This window comes from Acidovorax sp. IB03 (assembly GCF_016406015.1).
GTDB classification, from domain to species: Bacteria; Pseudomonadota; Gammaproteobacteria; order Burkholderiales; family Burkholderiaceae_C; genus Acidovorax; species Acidovorax temperans.
The window spans coordinates 119,706-144,833 of record NZ_JAEFCH010000004.1 but is presented as its reverse complement, the minus strand read 5'-3'; the positions used below and the strand labels follow the sequence as shown (position 1 = coordinate 144,833).

Here is a 25,128-nt window from a genome sequence, read left to right as displayed (position 1 = left end):
CGCCCCCAGCCCGTAAAATCGAGGGCTTCATGCCCGCAGTCTCATTCCAAGCCATCTCCAAGACCTTTGCCACGCCCAAAGGCCCTTTCCAGGCGCTGAACCAAGTCAGCCTGGACATTGAACAGGGCGAATTTTTTGGGCTCCTTGGGCCCAATGGCGCCGGCAAAACCACCCTCATCAGCATCCTGGCGGGCCTGGGCCGCGCCACCAGTGGCCGTGTGCTGGTGCAAGGCAGCGATGTGCAAGCCAACTATGCCGATGCCCGCCGCAAGCTGGGCATCGTGCCGCAGGAGCTGGTGTTCGACCCCTTCTTCAACGTGCGCGAGGCGCTGCGCTTCCAGTCCGGCTATTTCGGTGTGAAGAACAACGACGCCTGGATTGACGAGCTGCTCGAAAACCTGGGCCTGGCCGACAAGGCCAACGCCAACATGCGCCAGCTTTCGGGCGGCATGAAGCGCCGCGTGCTGGTCGCCCAGGCGCTGGTGCACAAGCCGCCCATCATCGTGCTGGACGAGCCCACCGCCGGTGTGGACGTAGAGCTGCGCCAGACGCTGTGGCACTTCATCGCCCGCCTGAACAAGGAAGGGCACACGGTGCTGCTCACCACCCATTACCTGGAAGAAGCCGAGGCGCTGTGCGGCCGCATCGCCATGCTCAAGGCCGGGCAGGTGGCGGCGCTGAACCGCACGTCCGAGCTGCTCAAGGCCGCTTCTGGCAGCGTGCTGCAGTTCAAGACCGACGCGGTGCTGCCTGCGGCGCTGGCATCCATCGCGCGGGTCACGGGGCGCATTGTTCAGTTGCCCGCGCAGGATGCGGCAGAAATTGAAAACCACCTGGCTACGCTGCGCGTCGCCGGCGTGGAGGTGCAGGACATGGAGATCCGCCGGCCTGACCTGGAAGATGTGTTCTTGCAGGTGATGTCGGGTACCTCGGCTTCCAACATTCCTTTGTCCGAGGTGGCTCTATGACGGGTTGGCAGACGCTTTTTTATAAAGAAGTGCTGCGCTTCTGGAAGGTCAGCTTCCAGACCGTGGCCGCGCCGGTGCTCACCGCCGTGCTGTACCTGCTGATCTTCGGCCATGTGCTGGAAGACCATGTGAAGGTCTACGACCGCATCAGCTACACCGCGTTTCTGGTGCCAGGCCTTGTGATGATGAGCGTGCTGCAAAACGCGTTTGCCAACAGCTCGTCCAGCATCATCCAGAGCAAGATCATGGGCAGCCTGGTGTTTGTGCTGCTCACGCCGCTGTCGCACTGGGCGTGGTTCGTGGCCTATGTGGGCTCGTCGGTGGTGCGTGGTCTGGTGGTGGGCCTGGGCGTGTTCATCGTCACGCTGGCGTTTGCACGGCCGGAGTTTGCGGCGCCGCTGTGGATCCTGCTGTTTGCCCTGCTGGGCGCTGCGCTGCTGGCCACGCTGGGCTTGATTGCGGGGCTGTGGGCCGACAAGTTCGACCAGATGGCCGCGTTCCAGAACTTCATCATCGTGCCCATGACCTTCCTATCGGGCGTGTTCTACTCCATTCAGTCGCTGCCGCCGTTCTGGCAGACCGTGAGCCACCTCAACCCGTTTTTCTACATGATCGACGGCTTCCGCTACGGCTTCTTTGGCCAAAGCGATGTGTCGCCCTGGGTCAGCCTGGGCATCGTCGGTCTGGCCTGGCTTGCGGTAAGCGCACTGGCTGTGCACCTGCTGCGCACCGGCTACAAAATCAGAAACTGAAATGACTGCAGACCAACTCAAAGACATCATCAGCGCTGGCCTGGCCTGCGACCACATCACCCTGGAGGGCGACGGCCGCCACTGGTACGCCACCATCGTTTCGGCCGAGTTCGAGGGCCAGCGCACCCTGCAGCGCCAGCGCCGCGTGTACGCCACCCTGGGCAACCGCATGCAGACCGATGAAGTGCATGCGTTGTCGATGAAGACCTTCACGCCCGCCGAGTGGGCCACCCAGCAGGCTTGATTCGGCTTGCTACTGTATTGATAGCTGCTGGCGCTTGACACGAAAGCGCTGGAGGCACTTTTGATTCATATTCTGGTTTTTTGAGATGGACAAACTCCTGATCCGCGGCGGCCGTACCTTGCAAGGCGAGGTGCTGGTGTCTGGTGCCAAAAATGCCGCCTTGCCGGAGTTGTGCGCCGCACTGCTCACGGCCGAGCCCGTGACCCTGCTCAACGTGCCCCAATTGCAGGACGTGAGCACCATGCTCAAGCTCATCCGCAACATGGGTGTGACGGCCGAGCGGGCTGACGACGGCACGGTGCGCATTGACGCCAGCGCTTTGAACTGGCCCGAGGCCCCTTACGAGCTGGTCAAGACCATGCGCGCCTCGGTGCTGGCGCTGGGCCCGCTGCTGGCGCGCTTTGGCGAGGCCACGGTGTCGCTGCCCGGCGGCTGCGCGATTGGTTCGCGCCCGGTGGACCAGCACATCAAGGGCATGGCCGCCATGGGCGCCGAGATCGTGGTCGAGCACGGCTACATGATCGCCAAGCTGCCCGCAGGCTGGACGCGGCTGAAGGGCGCCCGCATTACCACTGACATGGTCACTGTGACGGGCACCGAAAATTTCATGATGGCCGCTGCGCTGGCCGAGGGCGAGACGGTGCTGGAAAACGCCGCGCAAGAGCCCGAGATTTCGGACCTGGCCGAGATGCTGATCGCCATGGGCGCGAAGATCGAAGGCCACGGCACCAGCCGCATCCGCATCCAGGGCGTCGAGAAGCTGCACGGCTGCACCCACCGCGTGGTGGCCGACCGCATTGAAGCGGGCACCTTCCTGTGCGCCGTGGCCGCCACCGGCGGTGATGTGGTGCTGCGCCATGGCCGTGCCGACCACCTCGACGCTGTGATTGAAAAGCTGCGCGAAGCGGGCGCCAAGGTGCAGGCGGTGGACGGCGGCATCCGCGTGCAAAGCACTGGCGGCGCCACGCTCAAGGCCCAGGGCTTTCGCACCACCGAATATCCTGGCTTCCCCACCGACATGCAGGCCCAGTTCATGGCGCTCAACTGCATCGCCCAGGGCACGGCCACGGTGACCGAAACGATTTTTGAAAACCGCTTCATGCACGTCAACGAGCTGGTTCGCCTGGGCGCCAAAATCCAGGTGGACGGCAAGGTGGCCGTGATCGAAGGCGTGCCTCGCCTGTCCGGCGCCACGGTGATGGCGACCGACCTGCGCGCCTCGGCCAGCCTGGTCATCGCGGGCCTGGTGGCCGATGGCGAAACCATGGTGGACCGCATTTATCACCTGGACCGTGGCTACGACTGCATGGAAGCCAAACTGCGTGGCATCGGTGCCGACATCGAGCGAGTGAGATGAATTGTCATCCCCCTGAGCGGCTTCGCCTCTTCCCCCTTCTCTCACGCTGCGCGTGGGAAGGGGGACGACGCCAGTGCACGCGAGCGAAGCGCCGCTTACGCGGCTTGGCGGCCCTTGCACGGCGTCCCCGGCATAGGGCGCGCACAAATCGCAGTGCAGTAGCAGGCAAGAAACAGTGGAGTAATTAAAAACATGACGATGATCACCCTGGCGCTTTCCAAGGGCCGCATCTTTGAAGAAACCCTGCCGCTGCTGGCTGCTGCAGGCATCGAGGTGCTGGAAGACCCCGAAAAGTCACGCAAGCTCATCCTGCCCACCAACCAGCCTGACGTGCGCGTGGTGCTGGTGCGTGCATCTGACGTGCCCACCTATGTGGAATACGGCGGCGCGGATTTGGGCGTGACGGGCAAGGACACCCTGATCGAGCACGGCAGCCAGGGCCTGTACCAGCCGCTGGATCTGCGCATTGCCAAATGCCGCGTGAGCGTGGCTGTGCGCCAGGACTTTGACTACGAGCGCGCCGTCAAACAGGGCTCGCGCCTGAAGGTGGCCACCAAGTACACCTCCATCGCCCGCGAATTCTTTGCGACCAAGGGCGTTCACGTGGACATGGTCAAGCTCTACGGCAGCATGGAGCTGGCCCCGCTCACCGGCCTGGCCGACGCCATCGTCGATCTGGTCTCCACCGGCAACACGCTCAAGGCCAACCACCTGGTGGAAGTGGAGCGCATCATGGACATCAGCTCGTTCCTGGTGGTTAACCAGGCGGCGCTCAAGCTCAAGCGTGAACCGCTGCGCCGCATCATCAATGCCTTTGCCTCGGCCATTCCGGCAGAGCAAAACTGAAACCTGAACTGCAACGCACTATGAAATTGGTAGCTGCTCCCGCTCGTCTGTCCACCGCTGCAGCCACTTTTGAGGCTGATTTTGCAGCCCGCCTGCATTGGTCTGCCGACACCGACGCGGCCATCGAGCAGCGCGTGGCCGACATCCTGGCCGCTGTGCAAAAGCGCGGCGACGCGGCGGTGCTGGAGTACACCGCCCGCTTCGACGGCCTTACCGCGCCCACCATGGCAGCGCTGGAGCTGACCCAGGCAGAACTCAAGGAGGCCTTCGACGCCATCCCCGCGGTGCAGCGTGACGCATTGCAAGCGGCCGCAGCGCGGGTGCGCAGTTACCACGTGGCTCAAAAGAAGGCCTCCGGCGAGAGCTGGAGCTACCGCGACGAAGATGGCACCTTGCTGGGCCAGAAGGTCACTCCCCTGGACCGTGTTGGCATCTATGTGCCTGGCGGCAAGGCGGCGTACCCCTCCAGCGTGTTGATGAACGCCATCCCGGCCCATGTGGCGGGGGTCGAAGAAATCATCATGGTGGTGCCCACCCCCAAGGGCGAGAAGAATGCGCTGGTGCTGGCAGCCGCCTACGTGGCCGGTGTGACCCGCGCCTTCACCATCGGCGGTGCGCAGGCCGTCGCCGCGCTGGCCTACGGCACCGAAACCGTGCCCAAGGTGGACAAGATCACCGGCCCTGGCAACGCCTACGTGGCCAGCGCCAAGAAGCGCGTGTTCGGCACCGTGGGCATCGACATGATTGCGGGCCCCAGCGAAATTCTGGTGCTGGCCGACGGCACCACGCCGCCCGACTGGGTGGCGATGGACCTGTTCAGCCAGGCCGAGCACGACGAGCTGGCCCAGTCCATCCTGCTGTGCCCCGACGCCGCCTATCTCGACGCCGTACAGCGCGAAATCGACCGCCTGCTGCACACCATGCCGCGCGCCGAAATCATCGCCAAGAGCCTTACCGGCCGGGGTGCGCTGATTTTGACGAAGGACATGGAAGAAGCCTGCGCGATCAGCAATCGCATCGCTCCAGAGCACTTGGAAGTCAGCAGCAACGACCCGCACCGCTGGGAGCCACTGCTGCGCCACGCGGGCGCGATCTTCCTGGGGGCGTACACCTCCGAAAGCCTAGGCGACTACTGCGCAGGCCCCAACCATGTGCTGCCCACCAGCGGCACCGCGCGCTTCTCCTCGCCGCTGGGCGTGTACGACTTCCAGAAACGCAGCAGCCTCATTGAGGTGAGCGAAGCGGGTGCCCAGGTGCTTGGGAAAATCGCTGCCGAGCTGGCCTACGGCGAGGGCCTGCAGGCCCATGCGCAGGCGGCAGAGATGCGCTTGAAGAAGCAGGGCTGAGTCTCTGCCAACGGCTGACCACCGGCGGTGGTCTGTCGGCCAAGTCCTTAGCGATGTGGTGAGAACCCTTGTTCGAGGGGAGGCTCCAAAACTCGTTTGTCGTGCGGCTTGTTGCCAGAAAGCAGGGCCCGCCCGCCGGCAGCCCTGCTCAGAGTGTCAACCCACCTGCCGCAAGGCGGGACGCATCTGGCGCGTCACGGGGTCGATGTGCGCTGTGGGCACCTGGTAGGCACGGTCATCAAACAGGTCGATGCCGCATTTGAGGTTTTCGATCCACGCAAAGAAATCCTGGATGGCTGGCTTGCCCATGATGGGGGCGCCGTGCTGCGGCACGATCATGGCAATGTCCAGTTGCCGGGCCATGTTCACCCACAACCGCAGGATCTTGTTGGACACCATGTAGCGGCGGTGGAAGCCTTCCATGCGGGGAATGTGGGCCTGCAGATCGGTGACGGGGCGGCTTGCCTCGGCGCCGGACATCATCGACACGCCCAGGTCACCCGTGAACAGGATCTTGCTGACCGGGTCGTAGAAATGGAAGTTGCCTTCCGAGTGCATGAAGTGGGCTGGCAACAGCACCAGTTCATGCCGCCCCAGGGGCAAGTGACCACCGCTGTCGGGCACGCCGATGACGCGGTTTTCTGTCTTGCCCACCTTGGTGAAGTGCGGTGCAAAGCGCTCCCACACGCGGGAGATGACCAGCGATGCCTTGGTGCTGGTGAGCCACCGGTCCAGCGAGGCAATGATGTCCGGGTCTGCGTGGGAGGCGATCAGGTACGACAGCTTGTGGGGGGGGAAATGCTTCGTCATCCCCATGAACAGTTCGTTGAACGCCAGGTTGCCACCGGGGTCGATGATGGCACCGGTGTCATCGTCCACGATCAGGAACTGGTTGGCCTGCACTGCCTGCCCATCCTCCTCGATGAGGTCGGTGAACATGATGCAAGCATGATTCTTGTCGCGATAGAGTTCGATGGACATGGTGGCGCACAGAAGCAATGAAGCGTTGACTGTACGAGTACCCCCAACAACGAAAGTTGATCAATATCAAGCCGAATTGTTAAAAAAAGAGCGGTGCTGGCTTTGCTAGGCACCTCCCTCCAAGGCTGCTACGTGAAAGAGGCCTCCCGCGGCTCAGGTCACCGGGGCCGGGTTGAACAGCACCAAGGCGTTGTGCAGCTTCCAGTGTTCAGCCCAGGTCTTCTTGCGGCCGCTGGCCACGTCCAGCATCAGGTGAAAGAGCTGCCAGCCCACCTCTTCAATGGTGGCCTGGCCTTCGGCAATGGTGCCTGCGTTCACGTCCATCAGGTCGTGCCAGCGGCGGGCCAGATCGGTGCGGGTAGCCACCTTGATGACCGGGCATTCTGCCAGCCCGTAAGGCGTGCCGCGGCCCGTGGTGAACACATGCAGGTTCATGCCCGCAGCCAGTTGCAGGGTGCCGCAGATGAAGTCGCTGGCAGGCGTGGCCGCGTAGGTCAGGCCCCGGGTTTGGAGCTTCTCGCCCGGCGACAGCACACCGGAGATGGGGGCGGAGCCGGACTTGACGATCGAGCCCATGGCCTTTTCGACGATGTTGGACAGCCCGCCCTTCTTGTTGCCCGGCGTGGTGTTGGCACTGCGGTCCACGCTGCCGCGCTGCAGGTAGGCGTCGTACCAGGCCATCTCGCGCACCATGGCTTCGGCCAGCTCGGGGGTGGCGGCGCGGGCCGTGAGCTGCGCAATGCCGTCACGCACTTCGGTGGTTTCCGAGAACATCACGCTGGCCCCGGCCCGCACCAGCAGGTCGGTGCAAAAGCCCACGGCCGGGTTGGCGGTGACGCCCGAGAACGCATCGCTGCCCCCGCACTGCACGCCCACCACCAGTTCGCTCGCAGGCACGGTTTCGCGGCGGCGCGCATTCAGGCGCTGCAGGTGGGTTTCTGCCTGGCGCATGATGGACTCCACCATCGACATGAAGCCCACATGGGCTTCGTCCTGCAGGCACACCACATCCAGCCCCTGGGTGCTGCTGCGTTCGTCCACCACGGGGATGGAGCCGGGGGGCAGCAATCGCTCGGGCTGCAGCTTTTCGCAGCCCAGGCTCACCACCATCACCTCGCCGCCAAAGTTGGGGTTCAGGCTCAGGTTGCGCAGGGTGCGGATGGGGATGATGGCGTCGGGCGCGTCAATCGCCACGCCGCAGCCGTAGCCATGTTCCAGCGCCACCACGTCGTTCACGTTCGGGTAGCGAGGCAGCAGCTCTTGCTTGATGCGCTGCACGGCAAATTGGGTGACGCCCGCCACGCACTGCACCGTTTGCGTGATGGCCAGGATGTTGCGAGTGCCCACCGAGCCATCGGCGTTGCGGTAGCCCTCAAAGGTGTAGCCCTCCAGCGGGGGCAAGGCCTGGCCGCGCGTGGTGGCCATGGGCAGGGCGTCCAGCTCGCGCGCCTCGGGCATGGACAGCAGCCGCTCGTGCACCCAGCTGCCCGCCGGAATGTCGCTGATGGCATAGCCAATCGGAATGCCGTAGCGCAGCACCGCACCCCCGGCGGGCAGATCGACCAGCGCCACCTTGTGGCCCTGCGGCACCTTGTCGCGCAGCACCAGGCCCGAGGGCAGGGCGGTGCCTGCGGGCAGGCCACCATCGTTAGCCACGATGGCGACGTTGTCGCTGTCATGCATGCGGATGGTGAGCGGTTTCAGGGGCTCATCGGTGGGGCAATCGGACATGCTGTCTCCTATGATCTGGCACTTCGCGCGCATCCCTCCCCAGGTCGCGCCGGCTTGTGTGATGTGTATGGTACCGGTACCATTTTAAACCACTGATGACTGAAAAAGACAACCCCAGGCGCTCGCGCCGCAGCAGTGGTGCGATCACCCTGCGTGATGTGGCCAAACTCGCAGGTGTGGCGCCCATCACGGCATCGCGGGTGATGAACACCCCCGACCAGGTCTCGCCCGAGGTGCGCCAGCGTGTGCTCGATGCCGTGCAGCGCACTGGCTATGTGCCCAACCGCATGGCGGGCGGGCTGGCGTCAGCGCGCAGCCGGCTGATTGCGGCGGTGGTGCCCAGCACGGTGATGTCGGTCTTCATGGAAACCATCGAGGCGCTCAACAGCACCTTGTTTGATGCGGGCTACCAGCTGATGTTGGGGCAGTCGGGCTACTCCGCCGACCGGGAGGAGTTGCTGCTGGAGGCCATCATTGGCCGACGGCCCGATGGCATTTTTCTCACCGGCATCATGGGGGCGGGCAAGGGGCGCACGCGCCTGGTGGCCTCGGGCATTCCGGTGGTGGAAACCTGGGATCTGACCCCCACGCCCATCGACATGCTGGTGGGTTTCTCGCACCTTGATATTGGCCGTGCCGTGGCGCAGTTCTTCGTCGCCAAGGGGCGCAAGCGCCTGGCACTGGTCACCGCCGAAGACGAGCGGGCTGCGCGGCGCGCCGCTGCCTTTGCCGAGGCCGCCGAGCAGGCGGGCTTGCCCCCGGTGCATGTGGTCAACGTGGGGGCGCAACGCTCGCTGCGCAGCGGGCGTGATGCTCTGGACCGCCTGGTGCACGAATGTCCCGAGGCTGATGCCGTGTTCTGCAGCTCTGACCTGCTGGCCGTGGGGGTGGCGACCGAGGCCCGCGCCCGGCAGATTGCCGTGCCCGGGCGGCTGGCGATCATGGGTTTTGGCGATGTGCCCTTTGTGGCCGACATGTTGCCCGCCTTGAGCACGGTGCAAATCAATGGCGCGCACATCGGCAGGCTGGCAGCCCGGTATTTGATGGACCGTGCCGAGGGGCGGGAGGTGGACCCCGCCGTGGTGCAGGTGGACTTCTCCATCGTCGAACGCGATACGACCTGAGTTTTTTGACCGGTCTGGCGGGCGCTGGGCCCGGGGCGCGGGCAAGGGGTACGCAGAAACTTCTTCAATTTCCGGGAATACCCTGAGTTGTACGACATTGACGTGCTATTTTGGTATCGCTACCATTGCGTCATTCTGAATTTGGTAGCGGTACCATTTTGCTTGACGCTATCTTTGAAAGATTCAGCTGGCCGTCCGAATGCCGGTGCTCTCATTCAACCCAAGGAGACAAACATGAAGAAGCTGTTGTGCGCGGTGGCTGCTGCGTTGACCATGACCTCGGCCCTGGCCTGGCCCGACAAGCCGGTGACCATGGTCGTGCCATTCCCCCCCCGGCGGCTCCACCGATCTGATTGCCCGCACCCTCATCCCCAAGCTGCAAGACAAGGTGGGCGGCACCTTCGTCGTGGACAACAAGGCCGGTGCCACGGGCACCATCGGCGCGGGTGCTGTGGTGCGCTCGCCGGCTGACGGGCACACCCTGCTGGTGACCTCGCTGGGCCCGCTGGTGATTGCCCCCCACCTGCTGGCCAAGGTGCCCTACGACGCCTTGAAAGACTTTGACTACCTCACGGTGGCGGTGCAGGCGCCCAATGTGCTGGTGGTGCCCGCCGCATCGCCCCACAAATCGCTGGCCGATGTGATCGCCTTCCACAAGGCCCAGCCCGGCAAGATGACCTTTGCCTCGTCGGGCAACGGCAGCAGCGACCACCTCACGGCCGAGCTGTTCTGGCAGCAGACCAACACCAGCGGCGTGCACGTGCCCTACCGTGGCGGTGGCCCGGTGATGACCGATTTGCTGGGCGGCCAGGTCGATGCCTCGTTCATGAACATCAACACCGCCATGCCGCAAATCCAGGCGGGCAAACTCCGGGCGCTGGCCATCACCAGCGCCAAGCGCTCGCCCCTGCTGCCCCAGGTGCAGACGCTGGAAGAGGGCGGCATCAAGGACGCCAACGTGTATTCGTGGCAGGCCTTTGCCGCGCCGCGCGGCCTGCCCGCCGATGTGAAAGCCAAGCTGCACGCCGCCATCGTGGCCGGGCTGAACGATGCCCAGGTCAAACCCAAGCTGCTGGACCTGGGCTTTGAAATCGTGGCCAACACGCCCGAGCAGTTCGCCGCCTACCAGGCCGCTGAATTCGCACGCTGGAAGAAGCTGATCGCCGACCGCAACATCAAGGCCGATTGATGTGCATGCCTGCGGGGCCCTGCTGACAGGCCCGTGGGCTGCAGGTTGCCGCGACGGACAGCAGCCCCTCTTTTTAACTACTCCTCTCTCTGACCATGACCCCGTCTTCCACCCCCGTTGTGACCGAACTGCGCGCCATTCCCGTGGCGGGCCGCGACAGCATGCTGATGAACCTGAGCGGTGCCCACGCCCCGTTCTTCACCCGCAATCTGGTCGTGCTCAAGGACAGTGCGGGCAACACCGGGGTGGGTGAGGTGCCCGGCGGCGAAAAGATTCGCCAGACGCTGGAAGACGCCCGTGAGCTGGTGGTGGGCCAGCCCATTGGCGCCTACCAGCGGGTGCTGCAGCGCATGCAGCAGCAGTTTGCTGACCGGGATTCCGGTGGCCGGGGTCTGCAGACCTTTGACCTGCGCACGGCCATCCATGCCGTGACGGCGGTGGAATCTGCCTTGCTCGACTTGCTGGGCCAGCACCTGAACGTGCCCGTGGCCGCGCTGCTGGGCGAAGGCCAGCAGCGCGATGCCGTGGAGATGCTGGGCTACCTCTTCTACATTGGCGACCGCGAAAAGACCGACCTGCCTTACGCCACCGACCCGGGTGCTGACAACAACTGGTTCCGCCTGCGCCACGAAAAGGCCATGACGGCAGAGTCCATCGTGCGCCTGGCCGAGGCTGCGCGCGAGCGCTATGGCTTCAACGATTTCAAGCTCAAAGGCGGCGTGCTGCGCGGTGATGAGGAAGTGGAAGCCGTGGTGGCGCTGCACGAGTGCTTCCCCGAGGCCCGCGTCACGCTCGACCCCAATGGCGGCTGGCTGCTCAAAGACGCCATTCGCCTGGGCCAGAAAATGCGCGGCGTGGTGGCCTATGCCGAAGACCCCTGCGGTGCAGAAGAAGGGTTCAGCGGCCGCGAGGTGATGGCCGAGTTCCGCCGCGCCACCGGTCTGCCCACGGCCACCAACATGATTGCCACCGACTGGCGGCAGTTCACCCACGCGCTGTCGCTGCAAAGCGTGGATATTCCGCTGGCCGACCCGCACTTCTGGACCATGGCGGGTTCGGTGCGCGTGGCGCAGACCTGCCGCGACTGGGGCCTGACCTGGGGCTCGCATTCCAACAACCACTTTGATGTGTCCCTGGCCATGTTCACCCATGTGGGCGCCGCCGCACCGGGCCGCGTCACGGCCATCGACACCCACTGGATCTGGCAGGACGGCCAGCGCCTGACCAAAGACCCCCTGCAGATCGTGGGCGGCCATGTGCAGGTGCCGCAGAAGCCGGGCCTGGGGGTGGAGCTGGACATGGTGGAAGTCGAGAAGGCCCACCAGCTCTATCTGCAGCATGGCCTGGGCGCGCGCGACGACGCCATCGCCATGCAGTACCTGATTCCCGGCTGGAAGTTCAACCACAAGCTGCCCTGCATGGTGCGCTGAGCAGGCCCTGCCACTCCTTGCGTCGGCTGCCCTGTGGTGCGGCTGGGGCAGCAACGGCGCCCTGCAGGCCGAGCCGGTGGAGCAGGGCGGCCGCAAGGTCTACCCGCTCAAGGGCAAGCCCGAAGACCTGGATGGCGTGATGGTGTTCAACCCGCAGGGCAAGCCACTGGCCCACATCCGCCTGCCCGAGCGTTGCGCCAACCTGTGCTTTGGCGGCCCCAAGCGCAACCGCCTGTACATGGCCAGCTCGCACTCGCTGTACGCCCTGTATGTGGAAGCCCACGGGGCGGTGTGATGCGTGGGAAGGGTGCTGGGAGCAGTTTGATGCCAAAAGTGCCTCCAGCGCTTATTTAGTAAGCGCTGGCAGCTATCATTTTTGATGTTCTGAACGATGCCTTCCTTACGCAGTGCGCTCGTACCAGCCCTTGCTGCGGTTGACGATATGCACCACCAGCAGCATCACCGGTACCTCGATCAGCACCCCCACCACCGTGGCCAGCGCGGCGCCAGAGTGAAAGCCGAACAGGCTGATGGCGGCGGCCACGGCCAGTTCAAAGAAGTTGGATGCGCCGATCAGCGCCGAGGGGCAGGCCACGCTGTGCTTTTCGCCCACTGCGCGGTTGAGCCAGTACGCCAGCCCTGCATTGAAGAACACCTGGATGAGAATGGGCACGGCCAGCAAGGCAATGACCACCGGCTGGTTGAGGATGGCCTGGCCCTGGAAGGCGAACAGCAGCACCAGTGTGGCCAGCAGCGCGCCGATGGACCAGGGGCCAATGCGTGCCAGGGCTGCATCAAGCGCCGCTGCGCCGCGTGCCAGCAGGGCACGGCGCAGCGCCTGGGCAATGGCCACGGGGATGACGATGTACAGCACCACCGAGGTGAGCAACGTGTCCCACGGCACGGTGATGGCCGACACCCCCAGCAAGAACGCCACCAGCGGTGCGAAGGCCAGCACCATGATGCTGTCGTTCAGCGCCACTTGCGACAGGGTGAACAGCGGGTCGCCCCCGGTCAGGCGGCTCCACACAAATACCATGGCCGTGCACGGCGCGGCGGCCAGCAGGATGAGCCCGGCAATGTAGCTGTCGATCTGGTCTGCGGGCAGCCACGGGGCGAACCACTGGCGAATGAACAGCCAGCCCAGAAACGCCATCGAAAACGGCTTGACCAGCCAGTTCACCACCAGCGTGACGCCAATGCCCCGCATGTGCTGGCGCACTTCGCCCAGCGCGGCAAAGTCCACCTTCATCAGCATGGGGATGACCATCACCCAGATCAGCACACCCACGGGCAGGTTGACCTGGGCGACTTCCATGCGCCCGATGGCCTGGAACGCGCCGGGCCACAACTGCCCCAGCGCAATGCCCACCACGATGCACAGGAACACCCAGACGGTGAGATAGCGCTCGAACATGCTCATGCCCTGGGTGGGGGGCGCGGCGGGTGGGCAGGAGGTGGGCGTGAGGGTGGACATGGGGAAACGGAGCAGAGGGTGGGGGAGGATCAGTGGCTGGCCAGGTCGCGCGCGCTGCTTTGCAGCATGGCGTGGTGCAGCTTTTCGTCGGGCAGGCTGATCAGCAGCGACAGGCGGCGCTGGATGGCGTGCAGGGTCTTGCGGAAGGCTTCGAGCTTTTCTTCGTCGCTGCCATCGCCTTCGGACGGGTCGGCATACCCCCAGTGGGCGGTGGCCGGGTGGCCTGGCCAGAAGGGGCACACCTCGCCTGCGGCGTTGTCGCACACGGTGATGATGAGGTCCATGTGGGGCGCGCCGGGGGCCGCAAACTCGTCCCAGCTTTTGCTGCGCAGCCCTTCGGTGGGGATGCCGGCTTTTTGCAGCACCTGCAGGCCCAGCGGATTGGGCTGCTGGTTGTCACGCGGGCTGCTGCCAGCGGAATAGGCCTTGAAGCGCCCTTCGCCCATGGCGTTGAGCAGTGCTTCGGCCAGGATGCTGCGTGCCGAGTTGTGGGTGCACAGGAAGAGAACGTTCAGAGGGGTGGTGGATTCGGTCATTCGGGGCCTCAGGTCAGCAGCACTGGGAAGAAGAAGATTTGGACGGGCCGCAGCACGCGGCCTGTGTGGTGGCCTGGGGTGAAGCGGTTGCTTTGGGGGTGCAGCAGGCGCCTTGCGGCACCGCTGCCGCTTCATTGAACACAGGAATGTTTTCGAGCGTGTGAAAGTGCTCCCACGCCACGCCCTGGGGGTCGGTGATCCAGTGCTTTTCGCTGCGGGCGTAGCAACAGGTGGTGGCGCCCTCGTCCAGCAAAGCCATGTCAGCGGCCGTGGCGCGTTCCTTCAGCGCCGCCAGTTCGGCCGCGTCATCCACCTGAAAGCCCAGGTGGTCCAGCCCTGCTTGCGCGCCGCGCGTGGAGATGGCGAAGTTCACGCGTGGGTCTTCGAGCATCCATTTGGCGTAGTCGGCCTCCACGCGGGTGGGGGCGGCGTTGAACAGGCGCGAATAGAAGGCGATGTTGGCGGCCAAATCGTTGACGTGCAGGTGAACGTGAAAGCGCTTCATGGGGATCTCCCGGGGTGAAAAAGGGGGGCTCAGCAGGCGCAGTGGGTGGTCTGCGCGGGCAGGCAGGCCTGGCCCTGACAGCAGTTTTCGGTGAGGTAGCCCATCAGCGCGTTCATGCGCTCGAACTGGGCGCGGTAGATCAGGTTGCGGCCTGCACGCTCTTGCGCCACCAGGCCGGCGTTGGTCAGTTCCTTCAGGTGGAACGAGAGGGTGTTGGCCGCCACACCCAGGGCATCACTCAGGGCTGAGGGCGTCATGCCCTCGGTACCGGCCACGACCAGGGCGCGAAAAATCTCCAGGCGCGAGGCCTGGGCCAGCGCCGCCATGGCTTTGACAACATCATTGGTTTCCATAATTCAATGATAATTGAAATATGGAAGTCAAGGCAAGAAAAAAGCACCGGGGTTTCCGGTGCCATGATCGTTGGGCCGCGTGTGGCAGCCTGCAGGTGTGCGGCAGGTGCTGTCGCCGCTGTCCTTACATGCCCAGAGACTTGAGCAGGTCGTCGGTGTCACTGTCCGTCGCGGCGGCAGGTGCTGCAGCAGCGGGCGCGGGCTGGTGGGCCTGGGCCATCAGCGCGTCGGGGTCGGGGGTTTCCTGGGGCTCGAAGTCGTAGAGCTTGATGAACTCGGTCCGGTCGATGGCCAGTTCCAGGTAGAAGATGTTGTTGTTGCCGGTGTAGAAGGTCACGCGGCGGGCCTCGGGGTTGTCGAGGTTGGCGTCCACGCTCAGCATCACCTGCTTGTTCAGCACCAGCATCTTGGGCTGGTTCTGGGTGATGTGGGTTTGCAGTTCGCGGCGGATCTTGCCGGTGAAGTCGCCCACCACCTGGTTCATCAGTTCGCCCATCACGTTGCTGACTTCATCAGACGTGTACGAAGACACCAGGTCTTCCTTGGACATCCCCATGCTCAGCAGGTAGCTTTGGTACAGCTCCATCGCGGCGGAGGCAGAGAAATTGATGATGACCAGGCCCGAGAAGCCGCCATCGAACAGCACAAAGCATCCAATGTCGGGCTTCAGGCAGGTTTTGGAGATGCGCTGCACCATCCCGGAATAGTGCACCTGGCTTTGTGTGGCCACGGAGAGCACGCGCGTGACGGAGTTGCACAGGCTCATCAGCAGGTCTTCGGTGCCGAATACGACGGATTGATCAGGGATGCTCATGATGGCGATGTGCGTTGCGTTGATAGGGAGCAGTGCCCGCTAGCATAGGCCATGAAAGCGTTGGCCGCCATCAGCATTGCTCCGTGGGTGGTGCCCTGCACAACACTGGGGTTGCGCAGGGGCAGATTCAAGCCTTGGGTGTGCTGCCAGGGGCTGTCACTGCTGTGGGTTGTTGCAGCCAGCGCTGCAGCAGCTCTTGCGGTGGCAGGGCCTTGGAATAGAGGTAGCCCTGCGCTTCGTCGCAATGCAGCTCCGTCAGCAAGGCCGCTTGCGCCGCAGTCTCCACGCCCTCGGCCACCGTCTCCAGCTTCAGCGCTTTGGCCATGCCGATCACGGCCGTGACGATGGCGCGGTTGCCTGCGTTGGTATCCATGTCGCGCACGAAGGACATGTCGATCTTGAGCTTGAACACGGGAAAGCTCTGCAGCCGCCCCAGCGACGAGTATCCGGTGCCGAAGTCGTCGATGGACAGGCAGAAACCCGCCTGCACCAGCCGCGAAGCCGCATGGCGCGCCTTTTCGGGCTCGTTCATCAGTGCGGATTCGGTCATTTCCAGCTCGATCATGCGGGGCTCCACCCCTTGCGCGCGCACCAGGTGGAGTGCGCGCTCCGCAAAGCCTTCGTCCATCATCTGCGCTGCAGACACGTTGACCGCCACGCGGGGCACCACCGCCGCGCCTGCTTCTTGCCAGTAGCGAATGTCGCGCGCGGCCTGCGTCAGCGTCCAGTCGCCCAGCTCGTTGATCAGCCCGCGCTCTTCCGCCACCGGAATGAATTCGGCCGGGCTGATCCATTGCCCCTCTTCGTCGCACCAGCGCGAGAGCGCTTCCACGCCGCACAGCGTGCCGGTGGCCAGGTGCACCTTGGGCTGGTAGTGCAGTTGCAGTTGCGAATGGGCCAGTGCATGGGCCAGCTTGGCGCCCAGCGAGATGCGCCTCTCCAGCTTCAGGGCCAGCGCTTCGTTAAAGAGCAGGCTGTCGCCCCCGCGCCCCTTGATGTCGCACATGGCGATGTCGGCATATTTGAGCAGGTCTTCCACGCTGTCGCCATGCTCGGGGAACAGGGCCACGCCGATGCTGGCGCCTACCTCAAACTTCAGGCTGTCGAACACCACCGGAAGGCCGAGCGCGTGCTGCAATTGCTTTGCCCGCTCCAGTGGGTCTTCGCCGGGTGCGAGCTTGTAAGCGCACATGAATTCATCGCCACCCACGCGCGCAAAGACATCATTCTTGGCGCAGGCCGAGCGAAACCGGGCCGCCAGCTCGCTGAGCACGTTGTCACCCACGATGTGGCCATGGGTGTCGTTGATTTCCTTGAAGCGGTCGAAGTCCACAAACAGCACAGCGACCGCCACGCCTGCCTGCCGGGCCTGGTCGAGCATTTGCTGCGCCAGCATCATGCCGTTGGTGCGGTTGGGCAGGCCGGTGAGCGAGTCGTAAAACGCCAGGCGCTCCATGGCGTGCTCGGTGGTCTTGCGGTCGGTGATGTCCAGCACTGTGCCGTAACCGCGAATGGGTTGGTCCGTGCGGCCTTTTTCAATCACGCCGCGCATTTCCACCCAGCGCACGCGGGGGCTCGACTGCACCCGGCATTCAAACCGGAAACGACCCAGGCGCAAGCCAGCGTTCCATTCGGCATCCACCCGAACCCGGTCGTCCTCGTGGATGGAGGTCAGAAATTGCGCATAGGTGAACGGCTTGGTCATGGGCCAGCCAAAAAGCCGCGCCGCCTGGGGGGTGAGGGTGATGGCACCGTCGAAATGCGTCTGCCAGGTGCCGATGTTGGCCACCGCCTGGGCGTTGAGCAGTTCGCGCGTGAGCTGTGTTTGTTCGCGCAGGTCTTCAAACACCAGCAGCAAGCGCTGCTCGTCGCCGGCTTCGGTCTTGGGCAGTGTGTGGGCTGTGATGCTCACGGGGACGGCCAGCGGGTTGTGGTGGGGGCGCACCTCCAGCGTCTCGCGCGCGCTTTGCTGGCGCATGGCGGCATCAATCAGCGCAGAGATATGGGACACATCCATCACATTCGACAGAGGGCAGCCGCGCAGGTTGCTAGGGGAGAAGCCAAACAGGTTTTCAAACGCCCGGTTGGCAAACACCACCTTCAGATCGGACGTGGCCACCATCGTGCCGTAGGGCAGGTTGGCAAACGCCGCGCCATAGTCGCGCAAGTCGGCAATCAGATCGTCGCGGTGGGCGATGTAGCTGTCGATGGCCAGCCCTACATCGAGAAACACCACCTTGATGAGCGCCTGGAAGGTGTGCATCAGCTCTTCGGTCTGCGCTTCCCCCATACCCTTGGCAACGCGTGGCAGGAGCTCGGTGAGGTAGCGGCTGTAAGCTCCCAGGTACCAGCCTGGGGACAGGCCCACCTTGGCATGTACCAGGCCGACACGCAGGCGGTCTTCAAGGTAGGGACGGTCATACACGCCTGCCACCAGGGCCTTGAAGTAGGTGGATTGGGCCTTTTTGAGGCGGTTCAGTGTGGACTCGTCGGGAATGAGCGCGCGCGTTTCCCCGAAGGACAACAGATGGTCGTAAAACGATTCCACGAACCCCGGGGTTTGATCGCCCAGCAGAGAATGCAATCCGCGCAGTGCGCGCTCATCCTCGGGGGTTAACGACAAAAAATCTTTGCGGCGTTGAAATTCGCGATTAAGTTCCACGGGCTGCCTGTGAATTGCTGATTCGGGCGTGGAGAGGATGCTCCGCGCCTATGTTGTATCAATTTAACACCGAACCCCACTACAAGGTTACATAAAGTAACCTTGTAGTGGGGTTCGGTATTGACGAAAGAGGTTTTGTCAACTGATGTTTTCCCGTGAGGGCTACTTGCGGAACACCACGGCTTCCAGCCCCAACGCTTTGACTGTGGCGGCGGCAGCTTCCGCCTGGCTGCGCGACGCATAGGGCCCCACCCGCACGCGCACGCGGGTGCCCTTGGCGCCATCCAGCGTCTGGCGAAACGCGGGCAGCCCCTCGTTCAGCAGCCGAGACTGCGCCTTGCGCGCATTGCTTTCGTCGGCGAACAAGCCCACGTTGATGTAGAAGCCAGGCGCCGAGCCCACGGTCGCCAGGTCCTCCGCAGGTGCTTTGGCTGCTGCGGTTGGCTTGGGGCGTGCAGGTTCTGCGGACTTGGTGGCGGAGGCCGTTTTGGACGCGGCGGGCGCAGGCGCAGAAGCTTTGGTGGGGGCGCTGGCCTTGCTGGCGGGCGGGGGCGCCGTACGTTTCTCGGTGTTCGCCGCCGCTGATTTGGCGCTGCGGGGGTTGTCGGGCGACTGCGCGCTGGTTGCGATGGCTTGGCTGGCGGGCTCGGTCGGTGCCGGAGCTGCAGCGGGCGCAGACGCGCTGGAGGAGGACTCTGCGGCAGGTAGGGGGGCGGAGGCAGCCAAGGCAGCGATACCCGCATCTGGCTCAGGCAGCGGTGCCTGTGGAGACGCAGGCAATGCCGCCACTGAGGCGGTCACGGCAGTGCGGCTGGCGGTGGCCAGCGTCGGTTCGGGCTGGTTCCAGGATGCCGCGCGGCTGGCGGGCTGTGGTGCCGCGGCAGCGGGCTGCGCTGCAGGCGTGTCAAAAAGGCCTTGGGGGAACAGCACATAGGCCAGCAAGGCCGCAGCCACGATGAGTGCGTGCCCGCCTATCACGCCATGCAGCCGCTTGCGCGAAACGGCCTGCGCGGCCAGCAGGTCGCAGGCCTGCGGAATGTTGGCCGAGGCGGCCAGCGCGCTGGTCACGCGCTTGCGAATGTCGGCGTGCAAGATGGCGTGGGCGTACAGCCCCGGGATGACGCTGCCCACCACGGCAAAGGCGCCCACCACGCCCCATTCCACCCCTTGCGGCCATTGCAGCAGCGGGCGGCCCACGCCAAACACCAGCAGTGCGACACCCTCTGCGGCCGCCACATACACCAGCGCGGCGCCCCACAGGCGCCGGAACACCATCCACCCCAGTGTGAAGAAGCAGGCCGACCAGTGCCAGCTCGTCAGCGTGCGGCCCACGGCGTCCAGCCGGGCAAACACGGGCATGTAGCGCTCGGTGTTCACGGGCCCCAGGGCCGCCCGATACAGGCTGGTGATGGCCTTGTCGGAAGGAGACTCCAGGGTCATGTGGGCAACGGTTGGTGTGGTGACCAAAGGGGCAGGCATGCCGCATTCTGGCATGCCGCTTCAGCGCCCAATGCGGGCAAAAGCACGGGGGCGCGGTGCAGTAGCGCGGCCCCCCGCTACGCATATGCGTCTTGCGCGGGAGAGTACGGCCGGAGCATGGCAGCGGCTGGGCGGGGCCTACCAAAGGATGCCAAAATTTTGAATCAAATGAGGGCTTGGGCGTTTGGCTGTAAGCGCTACCAGCTATCAATTAAATAGCGAGTCAATGCGCAAGCTTGCGCACTTGGGGCAAAGACGTGCCTCGGGGTGCGGTGCTCAGGCGCCTCGCACCATCGACATGATTTGCCCTGCATCCAGCGTGGCTGCCTTTTGCCGGATTTGCGGCAGGTATTCGGTCTGCAACTGCTTGGCGGGGCCGAGCATGTCTTGAAAGCTCTCGCGCAGCATAGCGGTGCTCATCACCCGCCCGCCAGCGTAGTAGCGCTTGGCCACCTGCCCCAGCGCGTAGGTGGTGGCAAAAGAAAACGCCATGCCGGTGGCAGCACCGCCCAGCCCGCCGATGGTTTTGCCCGCCACCTTGCCCAGCAGGCCACCCAGCAGCTTGCGGCCAAACTGCTCGACGTATTGCGACGCCATGCCCACCCCGGCCGCGGCGATGAATTCCTTGATGTGCCCCCGGTCCAGCTCCACGCCGTGGGCCAGGCCAATGGCGTGCACCATCTTGATCTGCAGCGGAATGATGGCCATGGACGCCCATGACTGCGGCAGCAGCTCCAGCGCGCCATTGAGTAGCGCGTAGTTCAGGATGGATTTGTCCAGCTCTGCTTCGCGCTGCACGGCGGCGGCCGAGGGGCCGCTGGGCACCGCCGCAGGCACTGGCAAGCTGGCTGTGCGGGCGGTGGCGTCGTCCAGCGCGTTGAGCAGGGCTTGTTCTTCCTGATCAAAGGCATCTGTGGCTGCGCCGCCCAGTTGCAGCGTCTGCTTGAGGTGGGCCAGGAATTCGCGCTCGGTAGGCGTCTGGCGGCCATCCACATCGCACACGCATACGGCCATTTCGTAGGCGAGCTGGCGGTGGGTGGGGTCTTGCAGCGCGGCAGCGGCTGATTCCAGGCTGGTGCGGCGCAGCAGCACGTCCTGGTACAGGCGGGGCAGGTCGGGCATGTTGCCCTCGGCTGCCAACGATTGCGCAATGCGGCGAATCTCCTCGCGCTCGGTGTCGTCTTTGGCGCCATCGGCAAAGGCGGCCAGCATGGCAATGGTGAGGACGGACTGTTGCTGCTGCAGGTTCATGGGAGGGATCTTTCCACGGTCAATTCAAGGTAAGTGCGCGCGGGTGGTGGGCCGGGCGCGGGCGTTAGCGTGGCATATCGGGGGGGTCGGCGCGCTATCAATGGCTGGTGGCGTGGGGTTTTTGGTGGTGCGCAGCCCTGCGGGCAACAAAGGTCATCCCCGCCCATGCTGCGGCCGGCGCCAAGGCCGCCTACGATGGCGGCTTTGCACCCTGAAAGCCCGCACATGACCACCACGCTCAAGATCGATTTCGTCTCCGATGTCTCCTGCCCCTGGTGCATCATCGGCCTCAAGGCGCTGGAGCAGGCGGCTGAGCGGCTGCAGGGCGAAGTCGCGCTGGATTTGCACTTCCAGCCCTTCGAGCTGAACCCGCAGATGGGCCCCGAGGGCCAGGACATTGGCGAGCACCTGCAGGAAAAGTACGGCGCCACGCCCGAGCAAAGCCAGAAGAACCGCGAAGCCATCGCTGCGCGCGGGGCCGAGCTGGGGTTCACCTTCAGCATGGACAAGCGCAGCCGCATCTACAACACCTTTGACGCACACCGCCTGTTGCACTGGGCCGAGGAGCAGGGCCTGCAGAAGGCGCTGAAACATGCGCTGTTCAAGGCCTATTTCACCGACGGGCAAAACCCGAGCAACCACGAAGTGCTGGTGCGCGTGGCGAGCGAAGTGGGGCTGGATGCGGCCGAGGCGCGTGCGCTGCTGGCCTCCAACCGCTACGCCGACGAGGTGCGCGAGCGCGAGCAGTTCTATCTGCAAAACGGCATCCACTCGGTGCCCGCCATCATCGTCAACGAGCGCCACCTGATCTCCGGCGGGCAGCCGGTGGAGGTGTTTGAGCAGGCCCTGCGACAGATTGCAGCGCAGTCTTGAGAGATTTCAAAAATGATAGCTGCTGGCGCTTATAGATAAAGCGCTAGAGGCCGTTTTGATGCTCAAATAAAAACGCCCCGCAACGATGGCCGCTGCGGGACGTTGGTGGTGAAGCCGGCGGCTTACTTGCGCACCGGAATGGGCTGGGCCCTGTCCACCGGCACGGCTGTGACGCTGTTTTGCGGCGAGCCGTCGATCAGCTTTTCGGAATAGGTCAGGTACACCAAGGTGTTGCGCGGAGCGTCCACCATGCGCACGATGCGCAGTCGCTTGAACAGGATGGACATGCGTTCGCTGAACACTTCTTCCTGCTTCTTCAGCGGCTCTGGGAAGCTGATGGGCCCCACCTGCCGGCAGGCAATCGATGCCTCGGCGCGGTCTTCGGCCAAACCCAGTGTGCCTTTGATACCGCCAGTGCGTGCCCGCGACACGTAGCAGGTCACGCCCTGCACGCCAGGGTCGTCATACGCTTCCACGATGATGTCGTGGTCGCGGCCGATCCATTGGAAGGCGGTGTCCACCGTGCCGATTTTTTCGCCCGCAGCTGCTTGCGCGGCCCCCGGCAACCCAAGGGCGGCGCACAGCGCCAGCACGGCCAGCGCGTGGGGCTTCATGCCGCAGGTCCCGCGTCAGCGCAGCGCTGGGCCAGGTGGGCCAGCGCTTCTTCCACCTGGTCCACCAGCACCAGGCACAGGTCGCCCGGCTGCAGGCGTGCCAGGGCGGCGTCGATGGCGATGAATTCGCCACGGATTTCTTCGACGTGTGTGGTCCGCGGTGCGCCAGCCAGGCCTTCGCGCAGCAGGGCCATCACCTCGCCGTCGGCACGGCCGCGCTGGGCGGCGTCCTGGTACAGGATCACGTCGTCAAACGCAGCGCCCAGAATCACCGTTTGCTCGCGGATGTCTTCGTCACGGCGGTCACCCGCGCCGCTGATGACCACGCTGCGCCGCTTGGCGGGCAGGGCGTCCACGGCTTGCACCAGAGCGCGCATGGCGTCGGGGTTGTGGCCGTAGTCGGCAATCACGGTGGCGCCGCGGTAGTCCATGATGTTGAAGCGGCCGGGCGCGTTGTCGCTGTCGTTCACAAAGCCCGACAGGCCCCGGCGGATGGTCTGCCAGGGCATGTCCACGCCCCAGGCGGCGGCCACGGCGGCCATGACGTTCTCGACCTGGAAGGCAATCCGGCCGTTGCGTGTGATGGGCACGTCGCGCAGGTGAATGGTTTCACGCCACGAGCCTTCAGAAGCCACGATGGAGTCGCCATCGACGTACACGGTGCGATGGCCCTGTGCGCGGTGCGTGGCCATCACGGGGTGGTGGCGGTCGCTGGCAAAGAAGATGATCTTGCCGGGGCAGGCCGGTGCCATGGCGGCAACGATGGGGTCTGCCGCGTTGAGCACGGCGTAGCCTGTGGTGGCCACGTTCTGCACGATCACACGCTTGAGCACGGCCAGGTCTTCCACCGTGGTGATGTAGTTCAGGCCCAGGTGGTCGCCCGCGCCAATGTTGGTGACCACGGCCACCTGGCAGCGGTCAAAGCCCAGACCTTCGCGCAAGATGCCGCCCCGGGCGGTCTCGAACACGGCTGCATCCACCTCGGGGTGCAGCAGCACGTTGCGGGCGCTCTTGGGGCCGCTGCAGTCGCCGCTGTCAATCTGGCGGCCGTTCACGTACACGCCGTCGGTGTTGGTCATGCCCACGCGCAGGCCCTGGGCGGTGAACAGGTGCGCAATCAGGCGTGCCGTGGTGGTTTTGCCGTTGGTGCCGGTCACGGCCACGATGGGGATGCGGCCGTCGTCGCCGTGGGCAAAGAGCTTGTCCACCATGGCCGCGCCCACGTTGCGGGGCTTGCCATAGCTGGGCGCCAGGTGCATGCGCAGGCCGGGGGCGGCGTTCACTTCCACAAAGCCGCCGCCTTGCTCTTCGAGCGGGCGCAGCACGGTTTCGGCCACCATGTCCACGCCGCAGATGTGCAGGCCCACCATCTGGGCGGCAGCAATGGCGCGGGCGGCCACTTCGGGGTGCACGTCGTCCGTCACGTCGGTGGCGGTGCCACCGGTGGAGAGGTTGGCGTTGTTGCGCAGGATGACGCGCTGGCCCTTGGCGGGAATGGAGTCTGGCGTGAGGTTCTGCGCAGCCAGGCGGGCCACGGCAATGTCATCGAGGCGGATCTTGGTGAGCGAGGTGGCGTGGCCCTCGCCACGGCGGGGATCCTGGTTGACCACATCCACCAGTTCGCGCACGGTGTGCTGGCCATCGCCCAGCACCTGGGGCGGTTCGCGGCGCGCTGCGGCCACCAGTTGGTCGCCTACCACCAGCAGGCGGAAGTCGTGGCCGGGCAAAAAGCGCTCGACCATCACGGTGCCGTATTCGGCGGCGTTCTTGTAGGCTTCTTCCAGCTGCGCGCGGTCGGTGATGTTCACCGTCACGCCCTTGCCCTGGTTGCCGTCTTGCGGTTTGACCACCACGGGCAGGCCGACCTTCTGGGCGACTTCCCAGGCTTCTTCCACCGTCTCCACTGGTTTGCCCAGCGGCACGGGCACGCCAGCGGCGTGCAGCAGGCGCTTGGTCAGGTCTTTGTCCTGGCCAATAGATTCGGCCACGGCGCTGGTCGAATCGACCTCAGCCGCCTGGATGCGGCGCTGCTTGGAACCCCAGCCAAACTGCACCAGGCTGCCGCGGGTGAGGCGGCGGTAGGGAATGCCCCGGGCCACGGCGGCCTCCACGATGGAGCCCGTGCTGGGGCCCAGACGCTCGTCTTCGTCCAGCTCGCGCAGGTCGGCCACGGCCTTGTCGGCGTCAAAGCTGCCGTTGCCCAAGGCGGCCTGGATGAGCTGCTGCGCATCTTCAAACGCCTTGCGGCCCACGGCCTCTTCGCTGTATTCCACCACCACCTGGTACACGCCGGGGTCTGTGGTGGCCGTGGTGCGGGCAAAAGTTACCGGGCAGCCGGCCTGGGCTTGCAGGGCCAGGGCAGCGGTTTGCAGCACATGCGCCAGCGAGATGTCGCTATCGCCCCCCTCGGGGTGCAGCACGCCAATGGCTGGAAACAGTGCGCGCAGGCGGTCTTCAAAGCCGGCCATCTTGCCGATGGCGCGCTCGGTATCGGTACAGGTCACCACGGCCTCGATGGCCATGTGGCGGCTCCAGAGGTTGGGGCCACGCAGGGCCCGGGTGCGGGTTACATCCATGGAAATTCTCTCTTTTTGTT

Annotated in this window: 21 protein-coding genes and 2 pseudogenes; 11 read left to right on the top strand and 12 right to left on the bottom strand. The window is 64.7% G+C overall.

The window, feature by feature from the left end:
* Window positions 1–29 precede the first annotated feature (29 nt).
* The 6 genes from IHV84_RS03940 (at window position 30) to hisD (ending at window position 5,513) form a co-directional block, all read left to right on the top strand.
* Window positions 30–968: an ABC transporter ATP-binding protein gene (locus IHV84_RS03940; protein ID WP_198845898.1), complete on the top strand. Its 939-nt coding sequence runs from the start codon at window positions 30–32 to the stop codon at window positions 966–968.
* Window positions 965–1,720 (top strand): ABC transporter permease, encoded by a 756-nt coding sequence (locus IHV84_RS03935; RefSeq protein WP_066695064.1) that lies wholly within the window; start codon window positions 965–967, stop codon window positions 1,718–1,720. Before IHV84_RS03940 ends, IHV84_RS03935 begins: the two co-directional genes overlap by 4 nt.
* A 1-nt stretch (window position 1,721) precedes the next feature.
* Window positions 1,722–1,964 carry a BolA family protein gene (locus IHV84_RS03930; RefSeq protein WP_044397039.1) on the top strand — a complete coding sequence of 81 codons (243 nt, stop codon included), beginning with the start codon at window positions 1,722–1,724 and terminating at the stop codon, window positions 1,962–1,964.
* Window positions 1,965–2,049: 85 nt separating this feature from the next.
* Entirely contained in the window at window positions 2,050–3,321 is a 1,272-nt protein-coding gene (gene murA / locus IHV84_RS03925) for a UDP-N-acetylglucosamine 1-carboxyvinyltransferase (RefSeq protein ID WP_198845897.1), read from the top strand.
* 198 nt (window positions 3,322–3,519) lie between these two features.
* Window positions 3,520–4,167, top strand: coding sequence for an ATP phosphoribosyltransferase (gene hisG, locus IHV84_RS03920; RefSeq protein WP_370541183.1), 648 nt, complete (start codon window positions 3,520–3,522; stop codon window positions 4,165–4,167).
* Between the two features lie 20 nt (window positions 4,168–4,187).
* A complete protein-coding gene (hisD, locus tag IHV84_RS03915; RefSeq protein ID WP_198845896.1) occupies window positions 4,188–5,513 on the top strand; it encodes a histidinol dehydrogenase in 1,326 nt (441 codons plus the stop codon).
* A 156-nt stretch (window positions 5,514–5,669) separates the two neighbouring features.
* On the opposite strand, the gene IHV84_RS03910 is transcribed toward hisD, so the two are convergent.
* Together IHV84_RS03910 and garD are read right to left on the bottom strand one after the other, a co-directional pair.
* On the bottom strand, window positions 5,670–6,494 hold the full coding sequence (locus IHV84_RS03910) for an MBL fold metallo-hydrolase (protein WP_066695076.1): 825 nt from the start codon (window positions 6,492–6,494) through the stop codon (window positions 5,670–5,672).
* Between the two features lie 153 nt (window positions 6,495–6,647).
* On the bottom strand, window positions 6,648–8,225 hold the full coding sequence (garD, locus tag IHV84_RS03905; protein ID WP_198845895.1) for a galactarate dehydratase: 1,578 nt from the start codon (window positions 8,223–8,225) through the stop codon (window positions 6,648–6,650).
* A gap of 95 nt (window positions 8,226–8,320) precedes the next feature.
* Between garD and IHV84_RS03900 the strand changes: the two genes are divergently transcribed.
* The 4 genes and pseudogenes from IHV84_RS03900 to IHV84_RS03885 form a co-directional block, all read left to right on the top strand.
* Window positions 8,321–9,349, top strand: coding sequence for a LacI family DNA-binding transcriptional regulator (locus IHV84_RS03900; protein ID WP_198845894.1), 1,029 nt, complete (start codon window positions 8,321–8,323; stop codon window positions 9,347–9,349).
* Between the two features lie 273 nt (window positions 9,350–9,622).
* Window positions 9,623–10,538 (top strand): annotated as a pseudogene (locus IHV84_RS03895) (Bug family tripartite tricarboxylate transporter substrate binding protein).
* A gap of 95 nt (window positions 10,539–10,633) precedes the next feature.
* Window positions 10,634–11,968, top strand: a complete 1,335-nt coding sequence (gudD, locus tag IHV84_RS03890; protein WP_198845893.1) for a glucarate dehydratase — start codon at window positions 10,634–10,636, stop codon at window positions 11,966–11,968.
* Between the two features lie 31 nt (window positions 11,969–11,999).
* Window positions 12,000–12,263 (top strand): annotated as a pseudogene (locus IHV84_RS03885) (SMP-30/gluconolactonase/LRE family protein); the annotation flags it as partial.
* 105 nt (window positions 12,264–12,368) lie between these two features.
* On the opposite strand, the gene arsB reads toward IHV84_RS03885, so the two are convergent.
* The 8 genes from arsB to IHV84_RS03845 all read right to left on the bottom strand — a co-directional run bounded on the left by arsB (window position 12,369) and on the right by IHV84_RS03845 (window position 21,045).
* The gene (gene arsB, locus IHV84_RS03880) at window positions 12,369–13,445 is read right to left on the bottom strand and encodes an ACR3 family arsenite efflux transporter (protein ID WP_233099689.1); all 1,077 of its coding nucleotides are present in this window, start codon (window positions 13,443–13,445) and stop codon (window positions 12,369–12,371) included.
* A gap of 29 nt (window positions 13,446–13,474) precedes the next feature.
* Entirely contained in the window at window positions 13,475–13,981 is a 507-nt protein-coding gene (locus tag IHV84_RS03875; protein WP_198845892.1) for an arsenate reductase ArsC, read from the bottom strand.
* A gap of 13 nt (window positions 13,982–13,994) precedes the next feature.
* Window positions 13,995–14,486, bottom strand: a complete 492-nt coding sequence (locus IHV84_RS03870) for an ArsI/CadI family heavy metal resistance metalloenzyme (RefSeq protein ID WP_198845891.1) — start codon at window positions 14,484–14,486, stop codon at window positions 13,995–13,997.
* A gap of 29 nt (window positions 14,487–14,515) precedes the next feature.
* Window positions 14,516–14,839, bottom strand: a complete 324-nt coding sequence (locus IHV84_RS03865; protein WP_067512141.1) for a helix-turn-helix transcriptional regulator — start codon at window positions 14,837–14,839, stop codon at window positions 14,516–14,518.
* 124 nt (window positions 14,840–14,963) lie between these two features.
* Entirely contained in the window at window positions 14,964–15,653 is a 690-nt protein-coding gene (locus tag IHV84_RS03860; protein WP_198845890.1) for a DUF3334 family protein, read from the bottom strand.
* Window positions 15,654–15,780: 127 nt separating this feature from the next.
* Window positions 15,781–18,315 (bottom strand): EAL domain-containing protein, encoded by a 2,535-nt coding sequence (locus IHV84_RS20730; RefSeq protein ID WP_198845889.1) that lies wholly within the window; start codon window positions 18,313–18,315, stop codon window positions 15,781–15,783.
* Between the two features lie 162 nt (window positions 18,316–18,477).
* Window positions 18,478–19,794 (bottom strand): SPOR domain-containing protein, encoded by a 1,317-nt coding sequence (locus tag IHV84_RS03850; RefSeq protein ID WP_233099688.1) that lies wholly within the window; start codon window positions 19,792–19,794, stop codon window positions 18,478–18,480.
* Window positions 19,795–20,070: 276 nt separating this feature from the next.
* A complete protein-coding gene (locus IHV84_RS03845) occupies window positions 20,071–21,045 on the bottom strand; it encodes a YcjF family protein (protein WP_198845887.1) in 975 nt (324 codons plus the stop codon).
* Between the two features lie 225 nt (window positions 21,046–21,270).
* Between IHV84_RS03845 and IHV84_RS03840 the strand changes: the two genes are divergently transcribed.
* Window positions 21,271–21,918 (top strand): DsbA family oxidoreductase, encoded by a 648-nt coding sequence (locus IHV84_RS03840; RefSeq protein ID WP_198845886.1) that lies wholly within the window; start codon window positions 21,271–21,273, stop codon window positions 21,916–21,918.
* A gap of 122 nt (window positions 21,919–22,040) precedes the next feature.
* On the opposite strand, the gene IHV84_RS03835 is transcribed toward IHV84_RS03840, so the two are convergent.
* A complete protein-coding gene (locus tag IHV84_RS03835) occupies window positions 22,041–22,532 on the bottom strand; it encodes a CreA family protein (protein WP_198845885.1) in 492 nt (163 codons plus the stop codon).
* Window positions 22,529–25,108: a cyanophycin synthetase gene (cphA, locus tag IHV84_RS03830; protein WP_198845884.1), complete on the bottom strand. Its 2,580-nt coding sequence runs from the start codon at window positions 25,106–25,108 to the stop codon at window positions 22,529–22,531. The genes IHV84_RS03835 and cphA overlap by 4 nt, the downstream gene beginning before the upstream one ends.
* Window positions 25,109–25,128: the final 20 nt, after the last annotated feature.

What these genes read in the sequence shown, in the direction of transcription:
- IHV84_RS03835 (WP_198845885.1), bottom strand. Translation starts at nt 22,532, where the DNA reads ATGAAGCCCCACGCGCTGGCCGTGCTGGCGCTGTGCGCCGCCCTTGGG.
- IHV84_RS03935 (WP_066695064.1), top strand. Translation starts at nt 965, where the DNA reads ATGACGGGTTGGCAGACGCTTTTTTATAAAGAAGTGCTGCGCTTCTGG.
- IHV84_RS03930 (WP_044397039.1), top strand. Translation starts at nt 1,722, where the DNA reads ATGACTGCAGACCAACTCAAAGACATCATCAGCGCTGGCCTGGCCTGC.
- hisD (WP_198845896.1), top strand. Translation starts at nt 4,188, where the DNA reads ATGAAATTGGTAGCTGCTCCCGCTCGTCTGTCCACCGCTGCAGCCACT.
- IHV84_RS03940 (WP_198845898.1), top strand. Translation starts at nt 30, where the DNA reads ATGCCCGCAGTCTCATTCCAAGCCATCTCCAAGACCTTTGCCACGCCC.
- cphA (WP_198845884.1), bottom strand. Translation starts at nt 25,108, where the DNA reads ATGGATGTAACCCGCACCCGGGCCCTGCGTGGCCCCAACCTCTGGAGC.
- IHV84_RS03870 (WP_198845891.1), bottom strand. Translation starts at nt 14,486, where the DNA reads ATGAAGCGCTTTCACGTTCACCTGCACGTCAACGATTTGGCCGCCAAC.
- murA (WP_198845897.1), top strand. Translation starts at nt 2,050, where the DNA reads ATGGACAAACTCCTGATCCGCGGCGGCCGTACCTTGCAAGGCGAGGTG.
- IHV84_RS03840 (WP_198845886.1), top strand. Translation starts at nt 21,271, where the DNA reads ATGACCACCACGCTCAAGATCGATTTCGTCTCCGATGTCTCCTGCCCC.
- IHV84_RS03865 (WP_067512141.1), bottom strand. Translation starts at nt 14,839, where the DNA reads ATGGAAACCAATGATGTTGTCAAAGCCATGGCGGCGCTGGCCCAGGCC.
- IHV84_RS03910 (WP_066695076.1), bottom strand. Translation starts at nt 6,494, where the DNA reads ATGTCCATCGAACTCTATCGCGACAAGAATCATGCTTGCATCATGTTC.
- arsB (WP_233099689.1), bottom strand. Translation starts at nt 13,445, where the DNA reads ATGTCCACCCTCACGCCCACCTCCTGCCCACCCGCCGCGCCCCCCACC.
- hisG (WP_370541183.1), top strand. Translation starts at nt 3,520, where the DNA reads ATGATCACCCTGGCGCTTTCCAAGGGCCGCATCTTTGAAGAAACCCTG.
- IHV84_RS03845 (WP_198845887.1), bottom strand. Translation starts at nt 21,045, where the DNA reads ATGAACCTGCAGCAGCAACAGTCCGTCCTCACCATTGCCATGCTGGCC.
- IHV84_RS03860 (WP_198845890.1), bottom strand. Translation starts at nt 15,653, where the DNA reads ATGAGCATCCCTGATCAATCCGTCGTATTCGGCACCGAAGACCTGCTG.
- IHV84_RS03850 (WP_233099688.1), bottom strand. Translation starts at nt 19,794, where the DNA reads ATGCCTGCCCCTTTGGTCACCACACCAACCGTTGCCCACATGACCCTG.
- IHV84_RS03900 (WP_198845894.1), top strand. Translation starts at nt 8,321, where the DNA reads ATGACTGAAAAAGACAACCCCAGGCGCTCGCGCCGCAGCAGTGGTGCG.
- IHV84_RS03875 (WP_198845892.1), bottom strand. Translation starts at nt 13,981, where the DNA reads ATGACCGAATCCACCACCCCTCTGAACGTTCTCTTCCTGTGCACCCAC.
- garD (WP_198845895.1), bottom strand. Translation starts at nt 8,225, where the DNA reads ATGTCCGATTGCCCCACCGATGAGCCCCTGAAACCGCTCACCATCCGC.
- gudD (WP_198845893.1), top strand. Translation starts at nt 10,634, where the DNA reads ATGACCCCGTCTTCCACCCCCGTTGTGACCGAACTGCGCGCCATTCCC.